20 protein-coding genes and 1 riboswitch are annotated in these 17,754 nt (G+C 35.2%); of the genes, 7 read left to right on the top strand and 13 right to left on the bottom strand.

The genetic code is table 11. From position 1 onward, the window contains the following. Positions 1-182: 182 nt before the first annotated feature. Both D2K40_RS13085 and D2K40_RS13080 read right to left on the bottom strand, forming a co-directional pair. Positions 183-770, bottom strand: coding sequence for an ECF transporter S component (locus D2K40_RS13085; protein ID WP_117156679.1), 588 nt, complete (start codon positions 768-770; stop codon positions 183-185). Positions 771-916: 146 nt separating this feature from the next. Then, positions 917-1,057, bottom strand: a riboswitch (FMN riboswitch). An 81-nt stretch (positions 1,058-1,138) separates the two neighbouring features. Further along, entirely contained in the window at positions 1,139-2,197 is a 1,059-nt protein-coding gene (locus D2K40_RS13080; protein ID WP_117156677.1) for a M20/M25/M40 family metallo-hydrolase, read from the bottom strand. Between the two features lie 90 nt (positions 2,198-2,287). Between D2K40_RS13080 and D2K40_RS13075 the strand changes: the two genes are divergently transcribed. After that, on the top strand, positions 2,288-3,286 hold the full coding sequence (locus D2K40_RS13075) for a potassium channel family protein (protein ID WP_117156675.1): 999 nt from the start codon (positions 2,288-2,290) through the stop codon (positions 3,284-3,286). Positions 3,287-3,321: 35 nt separating this feature from the next. Here D2K40_RS13075 and D2K40_RS13070 read toward each other — a convergent pair whose 3' ends face one another. Next, positions 3,322-4,668: a glucose-6-phosphate isomerase gene (locus D2K40_RS13070; RefSeq protein ID WP_117156673.1), complete on the bottom strand. Its 1,347-nt coding sequence runs from the start codon at positions 4,666-4,668 to the stop codon at positions 3,322-3,324. A gap of 211 nt (positions 4,669-4,879) precedes the next feature. Between D2K40_RS13070 and D2K40_RS13065 the strand changes: the two genes are divergently transcribed. Then, a complete protein-coding gene (locus D2K40_RS13065; protein ID WP_117156671.1) occupies positions 4,880-5,119 on the top strand; it encodes a DUF378 domain-containing protein in 240 nt (79 codons plus the stop codon). 45 nt (positions 5,120-5,164) lie between these two features. Here the strand turns inward: D2K40_RS13065 and yugI are convergent, their stop codons facing one another. Continuing rightward, on the bottom strand, positions 5,165-5,560 hold the full coding sequence (gene yugI, locus D2K40_RS13060) for a S1 domain-containing post-transcriptional regulator GSP13 (RefSeq protein ID WP_117156669.1): 396 nt from the start codon (positions 5,558-5,560) through the stop codon (positions 5,165-5,167). Positions 5,561-5,955: 395 nt separating this feature from the next. Between yugI and D2K40_RS13055 the strand changes: the two genes are divergently transcribed. Then, a complete protein-coding gene (locus D2K40_RS13055; RefSeq protein WP_117156667.1) occupies positions 5,956-7,128 on the top strand; it encodes a MalY/PatB family protein in 1,173 nt (390 codons plus the stop codon). 27 nt (positions 7,129-7,155) lie between these two features. Here the strand turns inward: D2K40_RS13055 and D2K40_RS13050 are convergent, their stop codons facing one another. The 4 genes from D2K40_RS13050 to D2K40_RS13035 all read right to left on the bottom strand — a co-directional run bounded on the left by D2K40_RS13050 (position 7,156) and on the right by D2K40_RS13035 (position 9,877). Then, positions 7,156-7,728, bottom strand: coding sequence for a superoxide dismutase family protein (locus D2K40_RS13050; protein ID WP_117156665.1), 573 nt, complete (start codon positions 7,726-7,728; stop codon positions 7,156-7,158). A gap of 84 nt (positions 7,729-7,812) precedes the next feature. Next, positions 7,813-9,015: a cation:proton antiporter gene (locus tag D2K40_RS13045; RefSeq protein ID WP_117156663.1), complete on the bottom strand. Its 1,203-nt coding sequence runs from the start codon at positions 9,013-9,015 to the stop codon at positions 7,813-7,815. A 7-nt stretch (positions 9,016-9,022) separates the two neighbouring features. After that, positions 9,023-9,511 carry a cation:proton antiporter regulatory subunit gene (locus tag D2K40_RS13040; RefSeq protein WP_117156661.1) on the bottom strand — a complete coding sequence of 163 codons (489 nt, stop codon included), beginning with the start codon at positions 9,509-9,511 and terminating at the stop codon, positions 9,023-9,025. Between the two features lie 102 nt (positions 9,512-9,613). Then, a complete protein-coding gene (locus tag D2K40_RS13035; protein WP_117156659.1) occupies positions 9,614-9,877 on the bottom strand; it encodes a phosphocarrier protein HPr in 264 nt (87 codons plus the stop codon). A gap of 301 nt (positions 9,878-10,178) precedes the next feature. On the opposite strand from D2K40_RS13035, the gene deoD reads away from it, so the two are divergent. Together deoD and D2K40_RS13025 are read left to right on the top strand one after the other, a co-directional pair. Then, entirely contained in the window at positions 10,179-10,886 is a 708-nt protein-coding gene (gene deoD / locus D2K40_RS13030) for a purine-nucleoside phosphorylase (RefSeq protein WP_117156657.1), read from the top strand. Positions 10,887-11,201: 315 nt separating this feature from the next. Continuing rightward, positions 11,202-11,675 carry a divergent PAP2 family protein gene (locus D2K40_RS13025; protein WP_117156655.1) on the top strand — a complete coding sequence of 158 codons (474 nt, stop codon included), beginning with the start codon at positions 11,202-11,204 and terminating at the stop codon, positions 11,673-11,675. A 221-nt stretch (positions 11,676-11,896) separates the two neighbouring features. Here the strand turns inward: D2K40_RS13025 and D2K40_RS13020 are convergent, their stop codons facing one another. Further along, positions 11,897-12,580, bottom strand: coding sequence for a 3D domain-containing protein (locus D2K40_RS13020; RefSeq protein ID WP_117156653.1), 684 nt, complete (start codon positions 12,578-12,580; stop codon positions 11,897-11,899). 80 nt (positions 12,581-12,660) lie between these two features. Beyond that, on the bottom strand, positions 12,661-13,866 hold the full coding sequence (locus D2K40_RS13015; protein ID WP_117156651.1) for an NAD(P)/FAD-dependent oxidoreductase: 1,206 nt from the start codon (positions 13,864-13,866) through the stop codon (positions 12,661-12,663). A gap of 221 nt (positions 13,867-14,087) precedes the next feature. Between D2K40_RS13015 and D2K40_RS13010 the strand changes: the two genes are divergently transcribed. After that, positions 14,088-15,077 carry an NAD(P)/FAD-dependent oxidoreductase gene (locus tag D2K40_RS13010; RefSeq protein ID WP_117156649.1) on the top strand — a complete coding sequence of 330 codons (990 nt, stop codon included), beginning with the start codon at positions 14,088-14,090 and terminating at the stop codon, positions 15,075-15,077. 98 nt (positions 15,078-15,175) lie between these two features. Here the strand turns inward: D2K40_RS13010 and D2K40_RS13005 are convergent, their stop codons facing one another. The 3 genes from D2K40_RS13005 to D2K40_RS12995 form a co-directional block, all read right to left on the bottom strand. Then, the gene (locus D2K40_RS13005; protein ID WP_117156647.1) at positions 15,176-15,535 is read right to left on the bottom strand and encodes a HesB/IscA family protein; all 360 of its coding nucleotides are present in this window, start codon (positions 15,533-15,535) and stop codon (positions 15,176-15,178) included. A 77-nt stretch (positions 15,536-15,612) separates the two neighbouring features. Beyond that, entirely contained in the window at positions 15,613-16,467 is an 855-nt protein-coding gene (dapF, locus tag D2K40_RS13000) for a diaminopimelate epimerase (RefSeq protein ID WP_117156645.1), read from the bottom strand. A gap of 74 nt (positions 16,468-16,541) precedes the next feature. Continuing rightward, entirely contained in the window at positions 16,542-16,859 is a 318-nt protein-coding gene (locus D2K40_RS12995) for a DUF1462 family protein (protein ID WP_117156643.1), read from the bottom strand. A gap of 150 nt (positions 16,860-17,009) precedes the next feature. On the opposite strand from D2K40_RS12995, the gene D2K40_RS12990 reads away from it, so the two are divergent. Next, on the top strand, positions 17,010-17,258 hold the full coding sequence (locus tag D2K40_RS12990) for a NifU family protein (protein ID WP_229666730.1): 249 nt from the start codon (positions 17,010-17,012) through the stop codon (positions 17,256-17,258). Positions 17,259-17,754 lie beyond the last annotated feature (496 nt).

Here is a 17,754-nt window from a genome sequence, read left to right as displayed (position 1 = left end):
TATATTCTGCTGACGACCGATATATTCTGCTGACGACCGATATATTCTGCTGACGACCGATATATTCTGCTGACGACCGATATATTCTGCTGACGACCGATATATTCTGCTGACGACCGATATATTCGCAAAAAGCTGGATTTCCAAAGTACGTGGAAATCCAGCTTTTTGCATCATATATCTTAACCTATTGTTGCTTTTTTCTGTTCAATCCATGGTTTTAGCTTAATAAATAATGGAATAAATAGCACCGCTAAAATAACACCCTTTACCACATTAAATGGAATAACACCAACCAGAACAGTGTTTAATTTCACAGCAATGCTCATTGTATCCCAACCGATAAAAGCTCCATAGGCAGGAAGGATAATGAAGTAATTTAATACACCCATTCCTAATGTCATTGCAATAGTCCCTATCGCTAATCCAGAGATTAAACTCTTTTTACCTTTAAATTTATGGTAGAACATTGCTACTGGAACAACAAATAACGTACCAGCTGCAAAGTTTGCAACAACTCCAACCGGATCGCTTGCACCCGTGAAAATCACATATAATAAATTCTTGATTGCTTCTACAACCACACCAGCCATTGGCGTAAATAATATTGCCGCGATAAGAGCTGGAACTTCACTGAAATCAATTTTTAAATATGTCGGTAAAAATGGTAATGGAAAATTAATAAACAATAATACTAATGAGATTGTGCTTAGTAACGCTATAATAATTAATTTTAATAAATTCGACGATTGCCTTTTAGTTTTTTGCAATGTCAATTCCTCCTTCATCTTTATCGATTCCAATCTTGATGAAGGGAGAGCACCCTTATACATTATAAAAGCCCTAAAACCTATTGGGGGCTTTAGGGCTTCTCACGTATCAGGAAATAAAGGTATAGAAATATACCTAATTTGCTCCGTATCTTCTCCCATCCAGACTTTAACTGTCGGTCCCGGATTTACACCAGGTCAACCGCTATAATAGCGGGTCACGGACTAAAAGTGATTTAACACTTATCACCGTCGGTCGGGAATTACACCCTGCCCCGAAGATAGAATCGATATTTAATTAACTAAAGTATACAATAAAACAACTAACTTGTGAAGTGTTATACAATCCTTTCACAAAATATACAAAATTAATCTTCTAAGGGGTTTAAATTCTCTTCCCCAGTCATGTTAGCAATCATTTCAACTAATAAATCAATTTCTTCATCTATGTCTTTTATGCTAGCAGTTTCTACAGGTGAATGCATGTAACGCAGTGGTAACGACACTAAACTTACCGGAACCCCTCGACCTGTTAAACGCATTTTATCAGCATCTGTTCCAGTCATGCGAGGTGTGAGCTCATATTGCACTGTCATATCCAAGCTTTTAGCCGTTTTCTCCAATAGTATATTCATTTTTCGATTTATTGGTGCACCTTTTGCTAAAACAGGTCCACCGTCCAAGCGAATATCTCCATGCTTATTTTTATTCACACTTGGATAATCAGTAGCAAATGTCACATCACAAGCAATTGCCATCGTTGGTGCAACTCCTGCTGCAGCGAAATAAGCTCCACCCATATTTGTTTCTTCATTTACTGTGCTCGCAGCATATACACCTACATTTAATTTCTTATCAGAAAGTCTACGCAAAACTTCTGCAACAATAAAGGCGCCTGTTCGGTTATCCAATCCTCGACCGGTTATGTAACGATCCATAAGAACTTCTGGGTCACGTTGATACACTGCTAAATCTCCAATTTGAACGAATGCAGCGATTTCTTCTTTCGTTTTTGCACCACAGTCAATAAAAAGATCTTCCACTTCAAAATCACCTTTAATTCCTCCATGATGTTGTGCATTTACACCAATCACACCAGTGACTTTTTTCTCATATCCCAATACATCAACCTTCATACCTATAGCTGCTTTAGGATTAATCCCGCCCATTTTGTCAAAATATAAAAAACCCTGCTCATCAATGCGGTTGATTACTAGTGCAATTTCATCGCTATGACCAGCTAATAAAACTTTAAATGGAGCATCTTTGTTCAAAACACCAATTACATTACCAGCATGGTCTGTCATTATCTCTTCCGCATAAGGCTTTACGTAGTTGATCCATTTCTTTTGAATTTCCATTTCCATACTAGATGGGGATGGTGTTTGTAATAATTCCATTAAAAAATCTTGTCTTTCTTTTTCCATTTGTATGACCTCCTAAATAATCTACTAACATCATATCAAAAATTTTGGTAAATACTAATTTATAGCTCGTAAAAAAGGAAGTGATAAATTATGCATATTTACAAATTGTGGCAAAGTTACTTTCGTATGCCTCTTTTGCTTCGTTTGCTAGCCACAGTAGCTGTACTAATGTTTAGCTTTGGGCTCATAATTCACTTAGCAGAACCCCAACACTTCACAACGATATTTGACGGTATCTGGTGGGCCTTTGTCACTGGATCAACAGTTGGTTATGGTGATTATGTACCATTAAGTAATGCCGGTAGAATTATTGCAATACTACTAATATTATCCGGTGGTGGCGTTGTAACTTTTTATATGGCTGCTGTTTCAGCTACTACCCTCAAGCATGAAGAAGCTTTATCTAAAGGAAACATCACATTTAAAGGCGCAAATCATATTATTTTTATTGGTTGGAACGAAAGAACGAGGCAGCTATTAGAGTTGATGCATCATAACCAGAAAAGCGAGCAATTTGTCTTAATAGACCAAACCTTAAATGAATTACCATACAGAGACCATTCGTTTCACTTTGTTCACGGCGATCCAACTGCAGATGAAGTTTTACAAAAAGCAAATATAAACAAAGCAAAATATGCCATTGTAACGGCTGACCCTGCAAAAAAAGAACACCAAGCAGATCAAGCAAGTATTTTAACAACAGTAGCGTTACGCGGAAATAATCCCGACATCCATATTATCACTGAAGTCCTCACAAAAAATCAAATTACCAATGCAAAACGTGCTGGTGCAAATACCATTATACGCTCTAATGATTTTATGAGTACGTTATTTTATCAAGAAATCTTTCGGACATCACCTGTCCAACCATTTGAATTATTATTAGAGGTATTAAAAAATCAACAATTTACGCAACAGTCATTACCTCAAAAACTGGAAGGTAAAAATTTTTTAGAAGTATCGGATTACTATGTTGCATCAGAACGTTTACTAATTGGAATCATCCGTAATCAAGAAGTTCAACTAAATCCACCTTTTCAACAACCCTTAATAAAAGGAGACACACTACTCCTTTTAGAAAAAATGTAAAAGGCCCTCACCAAAGTGAGAGCCTTTTGCGCTGATTATAATCTCTTCTCTAATTCTTCTTTTTCTTTTTCGAATCCAGGTTTTCCAAGTAATGCGAACATATTCTTCTTGTATGCTTCAACACCTGGTTGATCAAATGGATTTACACCTAATAAATACCCACTAATTGCACATGCTTTTTCAAAGAAATAAACAACATATCCAAATGTATAAGCATCTAATTTCGGTAAATGAACAATTAAGTTTGGCACTTGACCATCTGTATGTGCAAGCATTGTACCTTGGTATGCTTTTTCATTAACAAAATCAACCGTTTCACCAGCAAGATAATTTAAACCGTCTAAATTTTGCGCATCTTCTTCAATCGTAATATCGAACTTTGGTTCTAATACGTGTAAAACTGTTTCAAAAATATCACGACGACCTTCCTGTACATATTGTCCCAATGAATGTAAATCAGTTGAGAAGTTTGCAGATGAAGGATAAATCCCTTTAAAGTCTTTCCCTTCACTTTCCCCAAACAATTGTTTCCACCATTCAGAGAAATATTGTAATCCTGGCTCGTAGTTGATTAGCATTTCAATTGTTTTCCCTTTATTATAAAGTACATTTCGAACTGCTGCGTATTGATATGCTGGGTTCTTATCCATATCAGCATCACTTAACTCTTGTTGTGCTTTTTGTGCACCTTCCATCATTGCATCAATATCAACACCACTTGCAGCAATTGGTAATAGGCCCACTGCAGTTAGTACAGAATAACGACCACCAACATCATCTGGAATAATAAATGATTCATACCCTTCTTCTGTTGCTAATGTTTTCAATGCACCTTTTGCCTTATCAGTTGTAGCATAGATACGTCCTTTCGCTTCTTCAACACCGTATTTTTCTTCAAGGAATTTACGATAGATACGAAAAGCTAATGCTGGTTCTGTTGTAGTACCACTCTTAGAGATAACATTTATAGAGACATCTTTATCTTTAAGTAAGTCAAATAAATCATGCATATACGTTGAACTAATACTGTTTCCAACAAAAATAACTTGCGGTGTATCACGCTGTTCCTTAGGTAATGCATTATAGAAAGAATGATTTAACATTTCAATTGCAGCACGAGCTCCTAAATAAGAACCACCAATTCCGACAACAAGTAATATGTCAGAATCTGCTTTAATTTTTTCAGCAGATTTTTTAATTCGAGCAAATTCCTCTTTATCGTAATTTTCTGGAAGGTCTACCCATCCAAGAAAATCATTACCTGCACCTGTTTTATTATGTATCATTTCATGTGCTAATTTTACAGGTTCTTTTAAATAATCTAATTCATGTTTACCAAAGAAAGATAAAGCTTTATCATATTCAAAACTTACATGTGTCATTCAAAATCCTCCATTTTTTTATAAGATTTATTATTATATTAAATGTACCGAAATGTACCACTTAAATCAAGTAAGAATACAAATGTACATAAACAAACACAACAATAATACCTTTTATTCAACAATTTCTATTACTATTATCATAAAATTTATGAATAGTTTTACTCAAATTAGTTAAGCTATAAATGAATTTAAAAAGGAGGATGTTATGATGAATACATTGCAACGTATAACGTTATTTCTTATTATTGTAGGGGCAATTAACTGGGGACTTATCGGTTTGTTTCAATTTGATTTAGTAGCCACACTTTTTGGTGGCGGTGAACAAAGCGGTGCGTTTGCTCGTGTTATTTATACTTTAGTTGGGATTAGCGGTTTAGTAAGTTTATCTTTATTATTTAAACCATCAGAAGAAGTTGCAACTTCAAGAGAACCACAACCAGAAAAATAACAAAAACCTTCTAGCGACTGCTAGAAGGTTTTTTCGTAACCACAATTACTTTTTATGAAGAGACTTACGGTCTTCAGACTGTTCGATCCATTCACTTAACTTATCTTTTAATGTATTAAATCCAGCTTCCTCTTGTTGTGACTGTTGTTGTTGCTGTTTTGCTTGAGGTTGCTTTGTTTTAGCTTGTTGTTTTGGTGCTTCTTCTGTAGCACGAATAGATAGAGAATATTTATTTTTTTCTTCATCGATAGACAAAATCTTTACTTTCACTTCATCGCCTACTGAAAGAAATTCATTAATGTCTTTAACAAAACCGTGCGTTACCTCAGAAATATGAACTAATCCTTGTATTTGATCATCTAATGCAACAAAAGCACCGTATGACTGTACACCAGTAACTTTTCCTTCTAATACTTGACCTTCTGTAAACTTTTCTGACATGCTAACAACTCCTATTTTTTTAATTAACCTTACGTGAAATATTTCAAAGTATGGCTTAAACCGTATTTTCTTTATACACAATTATTAATTTTAACATAATTCTTCAAAATAACACAATATATTTTTTAAAATCCTATTTTCATTAAATAATTTAATTCAAAGTGGTTTAAATAGTATCGATTCAGGTAATAATAATAATGTAGTAAGACTTTCTCGTATTCCCCCTGTGTGAGCAAAGCGTTTAAAGCGCTTTGCTTTTTTTTATCATTTTCTAAACAACTACAAAACATTTAAAAGAGTCTAGACTCAAACAAAAAGTTGCAATCATCGCAGTTTTCTGATAATCATGTTATAATTTGTGAAATATTCTTTTATTAAAAAGGAGGATTTTATCCATGTCATCATTATTTGATGAATTACCAGCACGAAAAGATACACGTTCCGTAAAGTGGGATATGGTAAAAGCATTATACGGCACAGACGATGTTCAGCCTATGTGGGTTGCTGATATGGATCTCCCCATAGCTAATCCTATCAAGCAGGCACTAGTAGACAGGGCCGAACATGCAATTTTCGGTTACACATATACCGATAAATTATTAAATCAAATCGTAAGACAATGGCTCCAGAAACAACATGACTGGGATATTAAAAGCGATTGGATAATTTATAGTCCTGGTGTCATTTCAACATTACATATGGCCGTTTTAAATGTTACTAAACCAGGAGATAGTGTGCTGATTCAAACACCTGTTTACCCTCCGTTTTATGATATTGTAAAAAGTCATGACCGTGACTTAGTAACGAATCCATTAAGGTATGAAAACGGTTATTACACAATTGATTTTGAAGATCTTGAGTCAAAATTTCAACAAGGTGTAAAAGCATTCATTCTCTGTAATCCACATAATCCAGTAGGAAGAGTCTGGACAAAAGAAGAATTACAAAAAATTACTTCACTTTGTCTCCAATATGATGTGATGATTTTATCGGACGAAATTCATGCTGATCTCATATATAATAATCATAAACATATTCCAATAGCTTCATTGTCAGATAAGGTTAGTGAACAAACAATTACATGTATGTCCCCAACTAAAACGTTTAATCTCGCAGGATTGCAGGTGTCTTATGCGATAGTTCCAAACAAAGATGTGCGAGATGCGATGAAAAATGAATTTAAGAAATACGGCATGACAATGCTCAACACGATGGGAATTACTGCATTAGAAGCTGCTTATACCAGCGGTGAAGAGTGGTTAAGAGAATTACTCCAATTATTAGAACATAATCGTGATCTTGTTGTATCGGCGTTTCAAGACCATCCTGAAATAACTGCAATGAAAGCTGAAGGAACCTATTTAATTTGGCTTGACTGCACAGATATGGGGCTTTCTCATGCTGAATTAAAAAAATTCATGCAAGAAAAAGCAAAAATAGGTTTAAATGATGGGGCTTCATTCGGTATTGAAGGTGAAGGGTTTATGCGAATGAATATCGCTAGTCCGACAAACTACGTGCAAGAAGGAGTTAACAAAATTCTAAAAGCGTTAGACAATAGAAACTAGAAAGAAGAGGAATCGTACAAAATTGTACTATTCCTCTTCTTTATTATTAGCTGTTGGATCTGAAGGTGCTGTTTCTTCATTTGCTTCTTCAACTGTGATCAAACCACACGCGATCCGTTTGCCTGCATCACCTGATGGTTGACTAACACCATCATCTTGCTTCTCATGAATCACAATTGAAGTTCCTTCTCCCTGTAATAAGGAGTAATTCCCTTCAGTTAATGTCGCGCCTGGCACAAGTAATTCTGCCTCAACAGTACCATCACCATCAACTTCGATATTTGGCATGTCACCTAGGTGAGAGCCTTCTGGATGCATTAATCCATGTTCCTTTCCATCAGGATTATAATGATTTCCTGCAGATTGGAAATCAGGCGGATCACATTTTGCATATTCATGTACATGTATACCATGTAAACCTGGCTCTAGTCCTTCAGCAGATAATTCTACTGAAACCCCATCAGCACTTTCAGATAATTTAGCTGTTCCAATAGCATCGTTAGCCTGATTGTACATCGTCACTGTCATTGGAGAATAATCCTCTTGTTGGCAAGCGGTTAAAATTAATAAAACGATTGGTATTAGAAAAGTTTTTTTCATACTAAAAAGACAGCTCCTTTTTATGAATTCACTGTCTTTTAGTATGTCCAAATATATTACCTACTAATCATGTTAAATCTGCTGTTAATAGATTTGTTTTTCATCTTTAGAAGTAGGAACTCGTAAATCCTTTTTCTTCCGTTTCGGTTTTCCGTATACTTTGTTCGTAATCTTTGGTGCCATATCAAACAATAGCATCCCAATGAAGGCTGCAGCTATAATATAAATCCCACTAAGTATTTGGGCTGTTCCAGTGGCAACTGTAGCAATAACAACTGAAAACTCACCTCTTGCACATAGAGATAAACCAGCACGTAGCGAAACCCTTTTTGATAATCCGTACCATCTACCCCCTATGATACCAACCAATACTTTGGCCAGAATTGACCATATTAATAGTGTGACTAATAAAAGTGGCATTGGAAAACCTGCACCTAATTCAATCGAGGTTCCAAATGATAAAAAGAAAGTCGGTAATAGAAGGTCACGAACCGGTATTACGGCATGTTCAACACGCTCAATTTTACCAATTTCAGCTAGCATCATTCCAGCAAGAAAAGCACCCAATACTTCTGAGAGGTCTAGTAGTAATGCTAAACCACCAAATGAAACAGCAATGCCAATTAATAGCGCAAATTTAAAATCTTCATCATCAATCTTTTCAATAAATACTTCAAAACGCTTAAAGATCGTTTTACCAAATAAAATCGCAAGTCCAATTAATAACATAACTTTTGCTAAAATAAATATTAAATCAATTGCAGCGAATTCTCCACCACCTGCACTCATCCCAATTAAGACCGCTATGATGATCGGGGCGACTAGATCTTCAAAGATTAAAACAGCTAACATAAATTCAGTTTCTTTATTGGCCATTCTACTTTTGTCATCCAATAACTTAGCTGTTATTGAGGAACTTGTTGCATAAGCAACACCACCGACTAAGAAGGCATTAAATAAACTCATACCAAAACCAAGTGCAATAAGTGTCGATACACCTAGACTTAACGCTACATCTAATAGACCTGAGGACCAGATTTTTTTTGCAATGGCTCCAAGTCTTTTCATACTGAATTCTAATCCAAGTATAAAAAATAAAAGGACAATTCCAATTTCACTTACAAAGTGTAAAATTTCATTGTGACTTAAATAATCTGCTAAAAGTACTCCAAATAATATATAAAGAATAACACTCGGAAAATTAATTTTAAGACTCAAAAAACCTAAGTAAAATATGCCAAGCAAAACAAGTCCTGCGACTAACAAAGTTGGAAAATCACTTAGCACAATCGAATCATTCCTCTCCCTTGCATAATGCTTCTAACATTGCTATTTGATCTTTCTTTCCGATTGCCATTAACACGTCTCCCGGCTCTAATTTTCTATCTGCTTCCGGAATGGCAATCATCTCATCCCCTTGCACAATCCCAATTATTGTCGTACCAGTTTTATTTCGAACTTCTGATTCCTCAATTGTTTGATATGCAACTGATGATTTAGGACTTAAGGTAATGTAATCAATAACAATTTGTTTCTTGAACATCTTTAATTGATTTGCATTGACTGGCTGATAGGTAGCACCTAATAACTGAGCACCCAATTCTCTTGTTTCATCCGGGGTAAGGTCCATCGCAAAGTCAGCTTCATCTCCATCTACATCATCGAAAAAATATAGTTCGCGCTTTCCAGTGTGATGGACAATTACTACCAGCATACTGTCCTCTGCTGTTTTTAATGAAATCTTCTGACCAATACCCGGAAGCTGTGACACAGAAACATTCATAACTTACACCTCTTATACTTTCAAAGTTATCTATGTAATTAAGTATAGCATAAAGCTTATTAACCAAACAAAAAAAGCTAGGATCTTCCTAGCTTTTTACATCTACTCGCCTAATTGCTCTCTAATTGTTTCTGCAATACCTTCAATAGCAACATCTTCATCTGTTCCGTCAACAGTAATGATTACTTCAGCACCTTTAGGTACACCAAGAGACATAACACCCATAATGGACTTTAAATTTACTGTTTTACCATTGTATTGCATTTCTACATGAGATTGATATTGACCTGCTTTATTAACTAATAGAGTTGCTGGTCTTGCATGAATTCCTGTATCATCTGTAATTGTAAACTTTTGTTCTTTCATTCGTTTTTCCTCCTATATCCAACATAATAGTTACATTTCACACTTAACTAGGATGTTATTGAACTATAAACTGTGAAATGACTCACTAAACACATTATATACGAATTTTCATTTAGAATAAACAAAAATGAGTCAATTATAAATTTAAACTTCCTAATTAGAAATTTTCTTATCCTCAGTTGCATCTTAGTATCTGAACCTGTTTTATAATTTTAAAGCATTTCCCTCCGTATGTATTTGTGTTCCAAATAAGGTTATGATAAATTATGAATATCTTGAATTAATAATAGGAGGTAATATAATGAGTGTACATATTGGAGCAAAAAAAGGTGATATCGCTGATAAGATTCTCCTACCTGGAGATCCACTACGCGCTAAATATATTGCAGAAACATTCTTAGAGGATACTTTTTGTTATAATGAGGTAAGAGGAATGTACGGGTATACTGGTACCTATAAAGGTGAAAGAATTTCTGTACAAGGAACAGGGATGGGAGTACCTTCCATTTCTATTTATGCTAACGAGTTAATCCAAAGCTATGACGTACAAAAATTAATTCGTGTAGGTACATGTGGAGCCATTCAAAAAGATGTGCAAGTAAGAGATGTTATCTTAGCATCTACTTCCTCAACAGACTCTCAAATGAATCGTATGGTTTTCGATGGTATTGATTTTGCCCCAACTGCCAATTTCGATTTATTAAAAAACGCATATGATATCGGAGTTGAAAAAGGGTTACATTTACGCGTAGGAAATGTATTTACTAGCGATAGTTTCTATCGTGATAATGCTGCAGAACTGTTAGATCTTCTAGCGAAATATAATGTACTTGCAATTGAAATGGAAACAACAGCATTGTACACATTAGCAGCTAAATTTGATCGTCAAGCATTGTCTGTTTTAACTGTGTCAGATCATATCATAACAGGCGAAGAAACAACATCTGAAGAACGCCAGACTACATTCAACGAAATGATTGAAGTAGCATTAGACGCAGCAATTAGATAACAATAACTATTTTAGCCCTAACTTGTTCATACAAAGAGTTAGGGCCTTTATTTTAATTGCTCAACTGAAATTGTAGTTATTACAAAAATTAAATAAACTGTGTGCGGATTTCGCTGATACGCTAGTATTTTTAGAATAACTGATCGGATATCAAGGCATCAATGCGAAGGCATGCTCTTAATCAACATTTCCTGAACAATCGAATTAATTACTTTCTATTTCATGCTATGCTATAATTATGATATAAGAATTTGTTGATTGGATATAATGACAAATACAGACATTAAGGCATGATTATGAAAGGATGAATTTCGGTTGGTTTTGTTTGAAAACTTCCCATTATGGGCAGCATTAATTGCAATAATATTTGCACAAGTAGTGAAAATTCCAATTCATTTTATTGCTACAAAAGAATTCGAACCTGGACTAGCTTTTAGTACTGGAGGTATGCCAAGTAGTCACTCTGCTGCTGTAGCTGCCGTTACCACAGGAATTGGGATGGAGCATGGGGTTTCTTCAGGTCTGTTTGCTGTTTCTTGTATTTTTAGCATAATCATTATGTTTGATGCAACAGGTATAAGAAGACAAGCAGGGGAACAGGCGATTATATTAAATATGCTTGTGAAAGACTTTAATTATTTTATTGAGGAAGCAAAAGTGTGGTCTAAAAAAGAAGAGTATCAGAAAAAAGAAGAATTGAAGGAATTACTGGGGCACCAGCCAATCGAGGTTTTTTTCGGTGGATTAACAGGAATTATTTTAGCTTTTTCAATTTATCCATTATTTTAACTTCTATTATAAAGTGAACCTTCAATCAGTGGAGGGTCCTTCCCCCACTGATTGTTAGCCCTAAAGGATGACCTAAAGGCCTCTGAACCATTCGGGGTGTTAGCGTCCGTTTACTCCCACTTAAACAACTTTGATTTTTCTCGATGTTTTGAAGTGGGAGTTTTATGGACATTACACCGGGATAAAAAGCGAGAACCCAATAGAAAAGGGTTCTCGCTTTTTTAACTTTCTTTAATTTGCTCACGAAATACTTGTAAAGCTTCAGTTTCATTTAATCTTTCTAAAGTTTCCTTAGATAGTGTACCATCCCCCATTTTGATTAGGTAAACTTCCACATCTTTTTTCCCCCACTTTTGATAGACATCCTCAACAGTGGGATAATATAAATCAATTTTATTCCCTTTAATTGCGCTACCCTTATCAGCTACTACTCCATATCCATAATCCGGGATATAAAGTACTGTTCCAAGTGGATAAACAGATAAGTCAGCTGCAATTGTTGAATACAAATCTCTTGTTACATTTACTCCTGAATAAGTTATCCCATACTGAGGATGATCTTCTGTTTTACCTGTAGATTCCACTCCAGCTGTATAACCTGTAGCTGTAACCGTGGCACTTGGATAGGCTTTAAGATCAATAGTATCTTCTAATGTTTTCGGTGTTTCGATTTGCTCACTAGAGATATATGTTTCTTTTGCTTGCTTATGATTTACTGTTTTTTCAGTTATATTTACATGTTTAGTAGGTTGTTCAAATATCGTAAATTCCAATGGTTCTTGATCAACTGCCTCAAAAACTTCTTGTGCAGAAACATTTGTTATCGCTAAAATTGTCGCATAACATGCCGCAAGAAATAAAAGCGTCATGATGAAACGTCTGCCAATTTTCTTAAACTTAACCATTTTTTATTGCACCCTCTCTCTGGGTGTCAGCTTTTCCAAAAAAGTTAAGTTTTATACATTAATTTACTTATAAGTCGATATCACAGCTTTCTTTTTTTAAGTAAAAGTGATAATCCACCAATTTGATACAGGAAACGATTATCAATTATCTTCTTTAAAATTGATGCTGTTCTACCGAAAACTTTCTTATTATTGGATATAATACCAATAGCATCTTTTCTTCCTAATGAAGCTATTGTTCCTGGGTCATTAAATTGAAAAACATTTAAATTTTGGTTGTTATTTACTATTTTCACGAGGTTACTAGCACATACTTCTGCTTGTTGCATTGCAATTTGTGCGGTTGCTCGGTAGGGAGCTTTACTATTCTTCGGATATACTGCTGCACAATCACCAATTACAAAAACGTCATCATATCCTGGTGCCCTTAAATCATCTTGCACTTCGACACTTCCATTCTTATCAGGTATGTCTGATTTTTCAATTAACCGATTAGCTCTTACACCAGCTGACCAAAACAATAAAGAAGATTTAATGGTCTCAACTCTTCCCGCTTTCTCAACAGTAACACAGTCTGATTCAACTTTTTTCACTGCTGTGCCAAGTCTAAACTCAACTCCTCTTTCTTCTAAGTACCGCATTGCATACTCACCAAGTTCGGGATCAAAGTCTGGCATAACAGATGGTTCCTTCTCAACTGCAATTACTTTAACGTCTGCTCGATCGACATTATATTTTTCACATAGATCTGGAAGTCGATTTACTAATTCACCTAAATATACTACACCAGTAAATCCTCCCCCACCAATCACAAGTGTTAGAGGTGTGTTGGTGCGCGACTTATTAAATCCAGCAAGTTGCATTTCAAGCTGTTCTCTTAATGTCCTCGCTTGTTCTAGTGTTCCTAAAGGATATGCATAATCGTCTAAACCTAGGATTTGAGATGTATCAACTTCAAAACCTAATGCTACAACAAGATAATCATAATCAAGTGTGCTTTTAGCTAATTGAACTTTTTTTTGCTTAACTTCTAGAGCAGTCACCGTATCTTTTATAAATGTTACTTTGCTCTGGTCTATTAAATCTTTAATTGGGATCATTGTCTGTTCATCAGTTCTTACACCAACTGCATTTTCATGTAACCACGTTGTTTGATAATGATAGTCATGCTTATTCACCAAAAAAATTTCCACATTATCGTTTTTGGTTATTTTTTTTTGCAGCTTCACAGCTGTTGCAATACCAGCATAACCTGCACCTATTATTAAAATTTTTTTCTTTACCAATTGATCACATCCATCTCAATACATACGTGATATAGATCACATTTATACTATTAATAAATTCACAAAATTGTAATATTTAATATAAACCAATCTTAGACTTTTTAAAATAATTTTTCAACCATAATCTATGTCTTGAGAGCATTATTACTACTTCAACATCAAAATATGTTAGAATGTTGGTTGTCTACTTAATGTTATTGTCAATTTAGGAGGAATCAGGTATGTCTGATCAAAAAGTTTATGATATTACAATCATTGGCGCTGGTCCTGTTGGACTATTTACTGCCTTTTACGGCGGACTCCGACAAGCCAGTGTTAAAATAATAGAAAGTTTACCACATATTGGTGGGCAACTAAGTGCACTGTATCCTGAGAAAGATATTTATGATATTGCAGGTTTTCCTAAAGTTGGAGCGCAGGAACTAGTTAATAATTTAAAAGAACAACTCGATATGTTTGATCCTTCTATCAGTTTAAATCAAGAAGTTGAAAATGTTGAAAAGTTGGAAGATGGGACTTTTAAATTAACCACAAACAATGATGTGCACTATACAAAAACCATAATAATCACCGCGGGAAATGGTGCATTTCAACCACGCAGATTGGCATTAAAAGAAGCAGAGGCATATGAGAGTCGAAATCTACATTACTTTGTAGATAATATGATGAAATTTAAAGGAAAACGTGTTGTCTTATTTGGTGGCGGGGATTCAGCTGTCGATTGGGCTCTAATGCTTGAGCCAATTGCAGCAGAAGTAACACTAGTCCATCGCCGTGATAAATTTCGAGCGCATGAACATAGTGTTGAAAAGCTTCAAAAGTCAAACGTTCGAATTTTAACACCATTTATACCCGAAACTCTTATTGGTACAGACACAATTGAGCAAGTGCAAGTTAGTGAAGTAAAAGGTAGCCAGGTTGTTACTATTGATGTTGATGATGTTATTGTTAATTATGGTTTTATTTCTTCATTAGGGCCAATAAAAAAATGGGGAATGGAAATTGATAAAAATAGTATAGTTGTGAATTCAAAAATGGAAACAACTGTTGAAGGGATTTACGCAGCAGGAGATATTTGTACCTACCCAGGAAAAGTAAACCTAATTGCCACTGGGTTTGGTGAAGGACCAACAGCGATCAACAATGCAAAAGCTTATCTCGAACCAGATGCACGTGTACAACCCAAGCATTCAACCAGTTTGTTTGAGTAAAATAAAAAATTATATCAGTGAGATTTGACTTCTTTCCGTCAATATAAAAAATCCTTCTTTTCACCATGTAAACTATGGCAAAAAGAAGGATTTTTTTATTAACAGTTCTCAGGCGTACCTTCACGTTCCTTTGCTTTGAACGATGACCCGCATCCGCAAGATACGATTGCATTCGGATTATCGATGGTAAATCCGCCGCCCATCATGTTTTGTTTAAAATCGATGGTTGTGCCTTCAATAACAGGAATATCTTGACTGAAAATTGTTAATGGAATCCCATTTACTTCTTCTAATGTGTCTAGATCTTCATTAACATCGTAATCAAATCCTAGAGAATAAGATAAACCACTACATCCTCCACCTTTAACACCGAAACGAAGGCGAACTGTATCTCTGTCTTCATCTTTCATCATTTCTTCTATTTGAGAACGAGCATTGTCAGTTATATTTAAGACCATATTAATTCCTCCTTACCACTTACTATCTCCAAGTATACTAAGAAATAATGACTGATACAAATTTAGAGATTATACATTTAACTCCAAAGGAAAGTACCTTCAATCGTTGTTTGGGCTTTTCCCTTCATCCAGACATGATTGTCAGTTGCCCAACGAATAGCTAAATCTCCACCACTTAGATGCACTGTAACAACTTGATCTTTCGCAGCATATCGATTTAAAACTGCCGCAACAACTGCCGCACATGCTCCAGTACCACAAGCTTGGGTAATCCCTGATCCACGTTCCCACACACGAAAGTGTAATTCAGTTTCATTAACGACTTCAACAAACTCAACATTTACACCTTCAGGGAAACGGTGATCATGTGTAATAATTGGACCAAGGTCATGCAATGGAGCTTCTTCAATATTTTCTACAAAAAAGACTGCATGAGGATTTCCCATTGAAACAGCTGTTAATTCTAACGGGTGATGACTTACTTCAAAATTTTCTGAGATAATCTGTGAAGTATCTTCTCCAATCATTGGGATCGCCTTACGGTTTAAAGAAGGTTCTCCCATATCCACAGTGACTTCATCAATCAATTGGTGCGTGCCATGCACTTCTGCTGTAACGTTTCCAGCTTTTGTTTCAATGAGAAATGTCTTTTCCTTAACTAAGTTGTTCTCATAGGCAAATTTCGCAACGCAACGAAGTCCGTTGCCACATGTCTTCCCTTCTGAACCATCTTTATTAAAAATTCGCATACCCACAGCTGCTTCTTTACTTGGTTCTATCAAAATCAAACCATCCGAACCAATTCCGGTGTCTTTATTTGCTACATCTATAGCTAATTTTGATAACTTTTCTTCCTCAATGTGCTCTTCAAACATATTAATATAAATATAACTATTCCCTAATCCATGCATTTTTGTAAATGGTATTTTCATTGTTACCTCCACTGTTGGACTAATATTTCCCTACCTATTCTTTTCTTTATTATACAAATAGTAGTGCTATTTCGCTATGCATCTGCATCAATTTTTTGTTCGAGTACCTGGTAAATTGTTTTAATTCTTGGATTTCCTTCACTGATAAACTCGTTATCAACGACTATAACTGGATAGAATAATTCTTCTTCCTTTATCTTGTTTATCCACTGTTGATTTTGCTTATTATTTGCCTGTTGAAAAATATCTACGTACATAAATTGGATTTGATTATAATTTGGAAACTTTCTTGATACAGCTGCTTGTAACCATTCATATGTTTCTTTAGAACTTGGTGCATTCACGCAACTTGGGCAAATTTCACCTGCACCATAAACAGTAAGATTAACCATTATCATTCCCCCACTTCCAAAAAAGTTCACAATTTAATTGATATTTGATTAATTCTATTTTACAAAACTTGATGAAAAAGATAAAATATATTTAACTATAATAGTCTGTTTTACAGAATAGATTTTTAATAAAAACATGTTATACTGGTAATGAAGTTAGAAAGGAGAAGATGGATGATGCATGAACAAGTTCAAGAAGTGTTAAATAAATTACGTCCATTTTTACTACGTGATGGTGGGGATGTTGAATTAGTAGATGTTGATGAGGGTATCGTACGTCTTCGCTTAATGGGAGCTTGTGGAAACTGCCCAAGTTCAACTATCACATTAAAAGCTGGAATCGAACGCGCTTTAATGGCAGAAGTTCCTGGCGTATCGGAAATTGAACAAGTATTTTAATAAAAACATAGATTAAAAGATCCTTTCATTCCGAAAGGGTCTTTATTTTTTGCCGTTTTCTAAAGGATAGCGTTTACGACTAAGTTTATATAAACTCCGTCGTAACTACTCGTTATCCCGCTACGGAATCCAAGGCTTTCCCTTTCCACGGGCACGGCCTCAACTAATTTTTAGAAGAAAGTGCACTTCTAAAAATGGATTTTCGGCTCGTGGGACTGCGATTACTCGCCCCATCGGAAACATTCGCTGTTCCCGTAGGAGTGAAAAGCCTTTGATTCCTTCGCTAGATAGCGTATCTTTAATCATATACCTTGTACTTCTCTATTACTACTATTTTTCGTTTTAATTAAATAAAGCATTTTTAAATCTTCTTAATTTTTGAACAATACTAGCGTATCAAGCGAAATCGGTGACACTCCTGCAGGAACAGCGCGAGCTGAAGATCCACTCGAAGGCGGTTTTTGCCTTCGAGTTAGCTGAAGCCGTGCCTGCGGAA

Origin of the sequence: Paraliobacillus quinghaiensis, from assembly GCF_003426025.1 — a bacterium.
Taxonomy (GTDB): Bacteria; Bacillota; Bacilli; order Bacillales; family Amphibacillaceae; genus Paraliobacillus_A; species Paraliobacillus_A quinghaiensis.
The sequence above is the reverse complement of the archived record's forward strand: the minus strand, read 5'-3'. Positions and strand labels throughout refer to the sequence as shown.

Excerpts from the sequence above, each read along its gene's own strand:
- D2K40_RS13005 (WP_117156647.1), bottom strand. The coding sequence starts at position 15,535 with ATGGTCTTAAATATAACTGACAATGCTCGTTCTCAAATAGAAGAAATG.
- deoD (WP_117156657.1), top strand. The coding sequence starts at position 10,179 with ATGAGTGTACATATTGGAGCAAAAAAAGGTGATATCGCTGATAAGATT.
- D2K40_RS13040 (WP_117156661.1), bottom strand. The coding sequence starts at position 9,511 with ATGAATGTTTCTGTGTCACAGCTTCCGGGTATTGGTCAGAAGATTTCA.
- D2K40_RS13080 (WP_117156677.1), bottom strand. The coding sequence starts at position 2,197 with ATGGAAAAAGAAAGACAAGATTTTTTAATGGAATTATTACAAACACCA.
- D2K40_RS13055 (WP_117156667.1), top strand. The coding sequence starts at position 5,956 with ATGTCATCATTATTTGATGAATTACCAGCACGAAAAGATACACGTTCC.
- yugI (WP_117156669.1), bottom strand. The coding sequence starts at position 5,560 with ATGTCAGAAAAGTTTACAGAAGGTCAAGTATTAGAAGGAAAAGTTACT.
- D2K40_RS12995 (WP_117156643.1), bottom strand. The coding sequence starts at position 16,859 with ATGGTTAATCTTACTGTTTATGGTGCAGGTGAAATTTGCCCAAGTTGC.
- D2K40_RS13020 (WP_117156653.1), bottom strand. The coding sequence starts at position 12,580 with ATGGTTAAGTTTAAGAAAATTGGCAGACGTTTCATCATGACGCTTTTA.
- D2K40_RS12990 (WP_229666730.1), top strand. The coding sequence starts at position 17,010 with ATGAAGTTAGAAAGGAGAAGATGGATGATGCATGAACAAGTTCAAGAA.
- D2K40_RS13010 (WP_117156649.1), top strand. The coding sequence starts at position 14,088 with ATGTCTGATCAAAAAGTTTATGATATTACAATCATTGGCGCTGGTCCT.
- D2K40_RS13035 (WP_117156659.1), bottom strand. The coding sequence starts at position 9,877 with ATGAAAGAACAAAAGTTTACAATTACAGATGATACAGGAATTCATGCA.
- D2K40_RS13075 (WP_117156675.1), top strand. The coding sequence starts at position 2,288 with ATGCATATTTACAAATTGTGGCAAAGTTACTTTCGTATGCCTCTTTTG.
- D2K40_RS13070 (WP_117156673.1), bottom strand. The coding sequence starts at position 4,668 with ATGACACATGTAAGTTTTGAATATGATAAAGCTTTATCTTTCTTTGGT.
- D2K40_RS13050 (WP_117156665.1), bottom strand. The coding sequence starts at position 7,728 with ATGAAAAAAACTTTTCTAATACCAATCGTTTTATTAATTTTAACCGCT.
- dapF (WP_117156645.1), bottom strand. The coding sequence starts at position 16,467 with ATGAAAATACCATTTACAAAAATGCATGGATTAGGGAATAGTTATATT.
- D2K40_RS13065 (WP_117156671.1), top strand. The coding sequence starts at position 4,880 with ATGAATACATTGCAACGTATAACGTTATTTCTTATTATTGTAGGGGCA.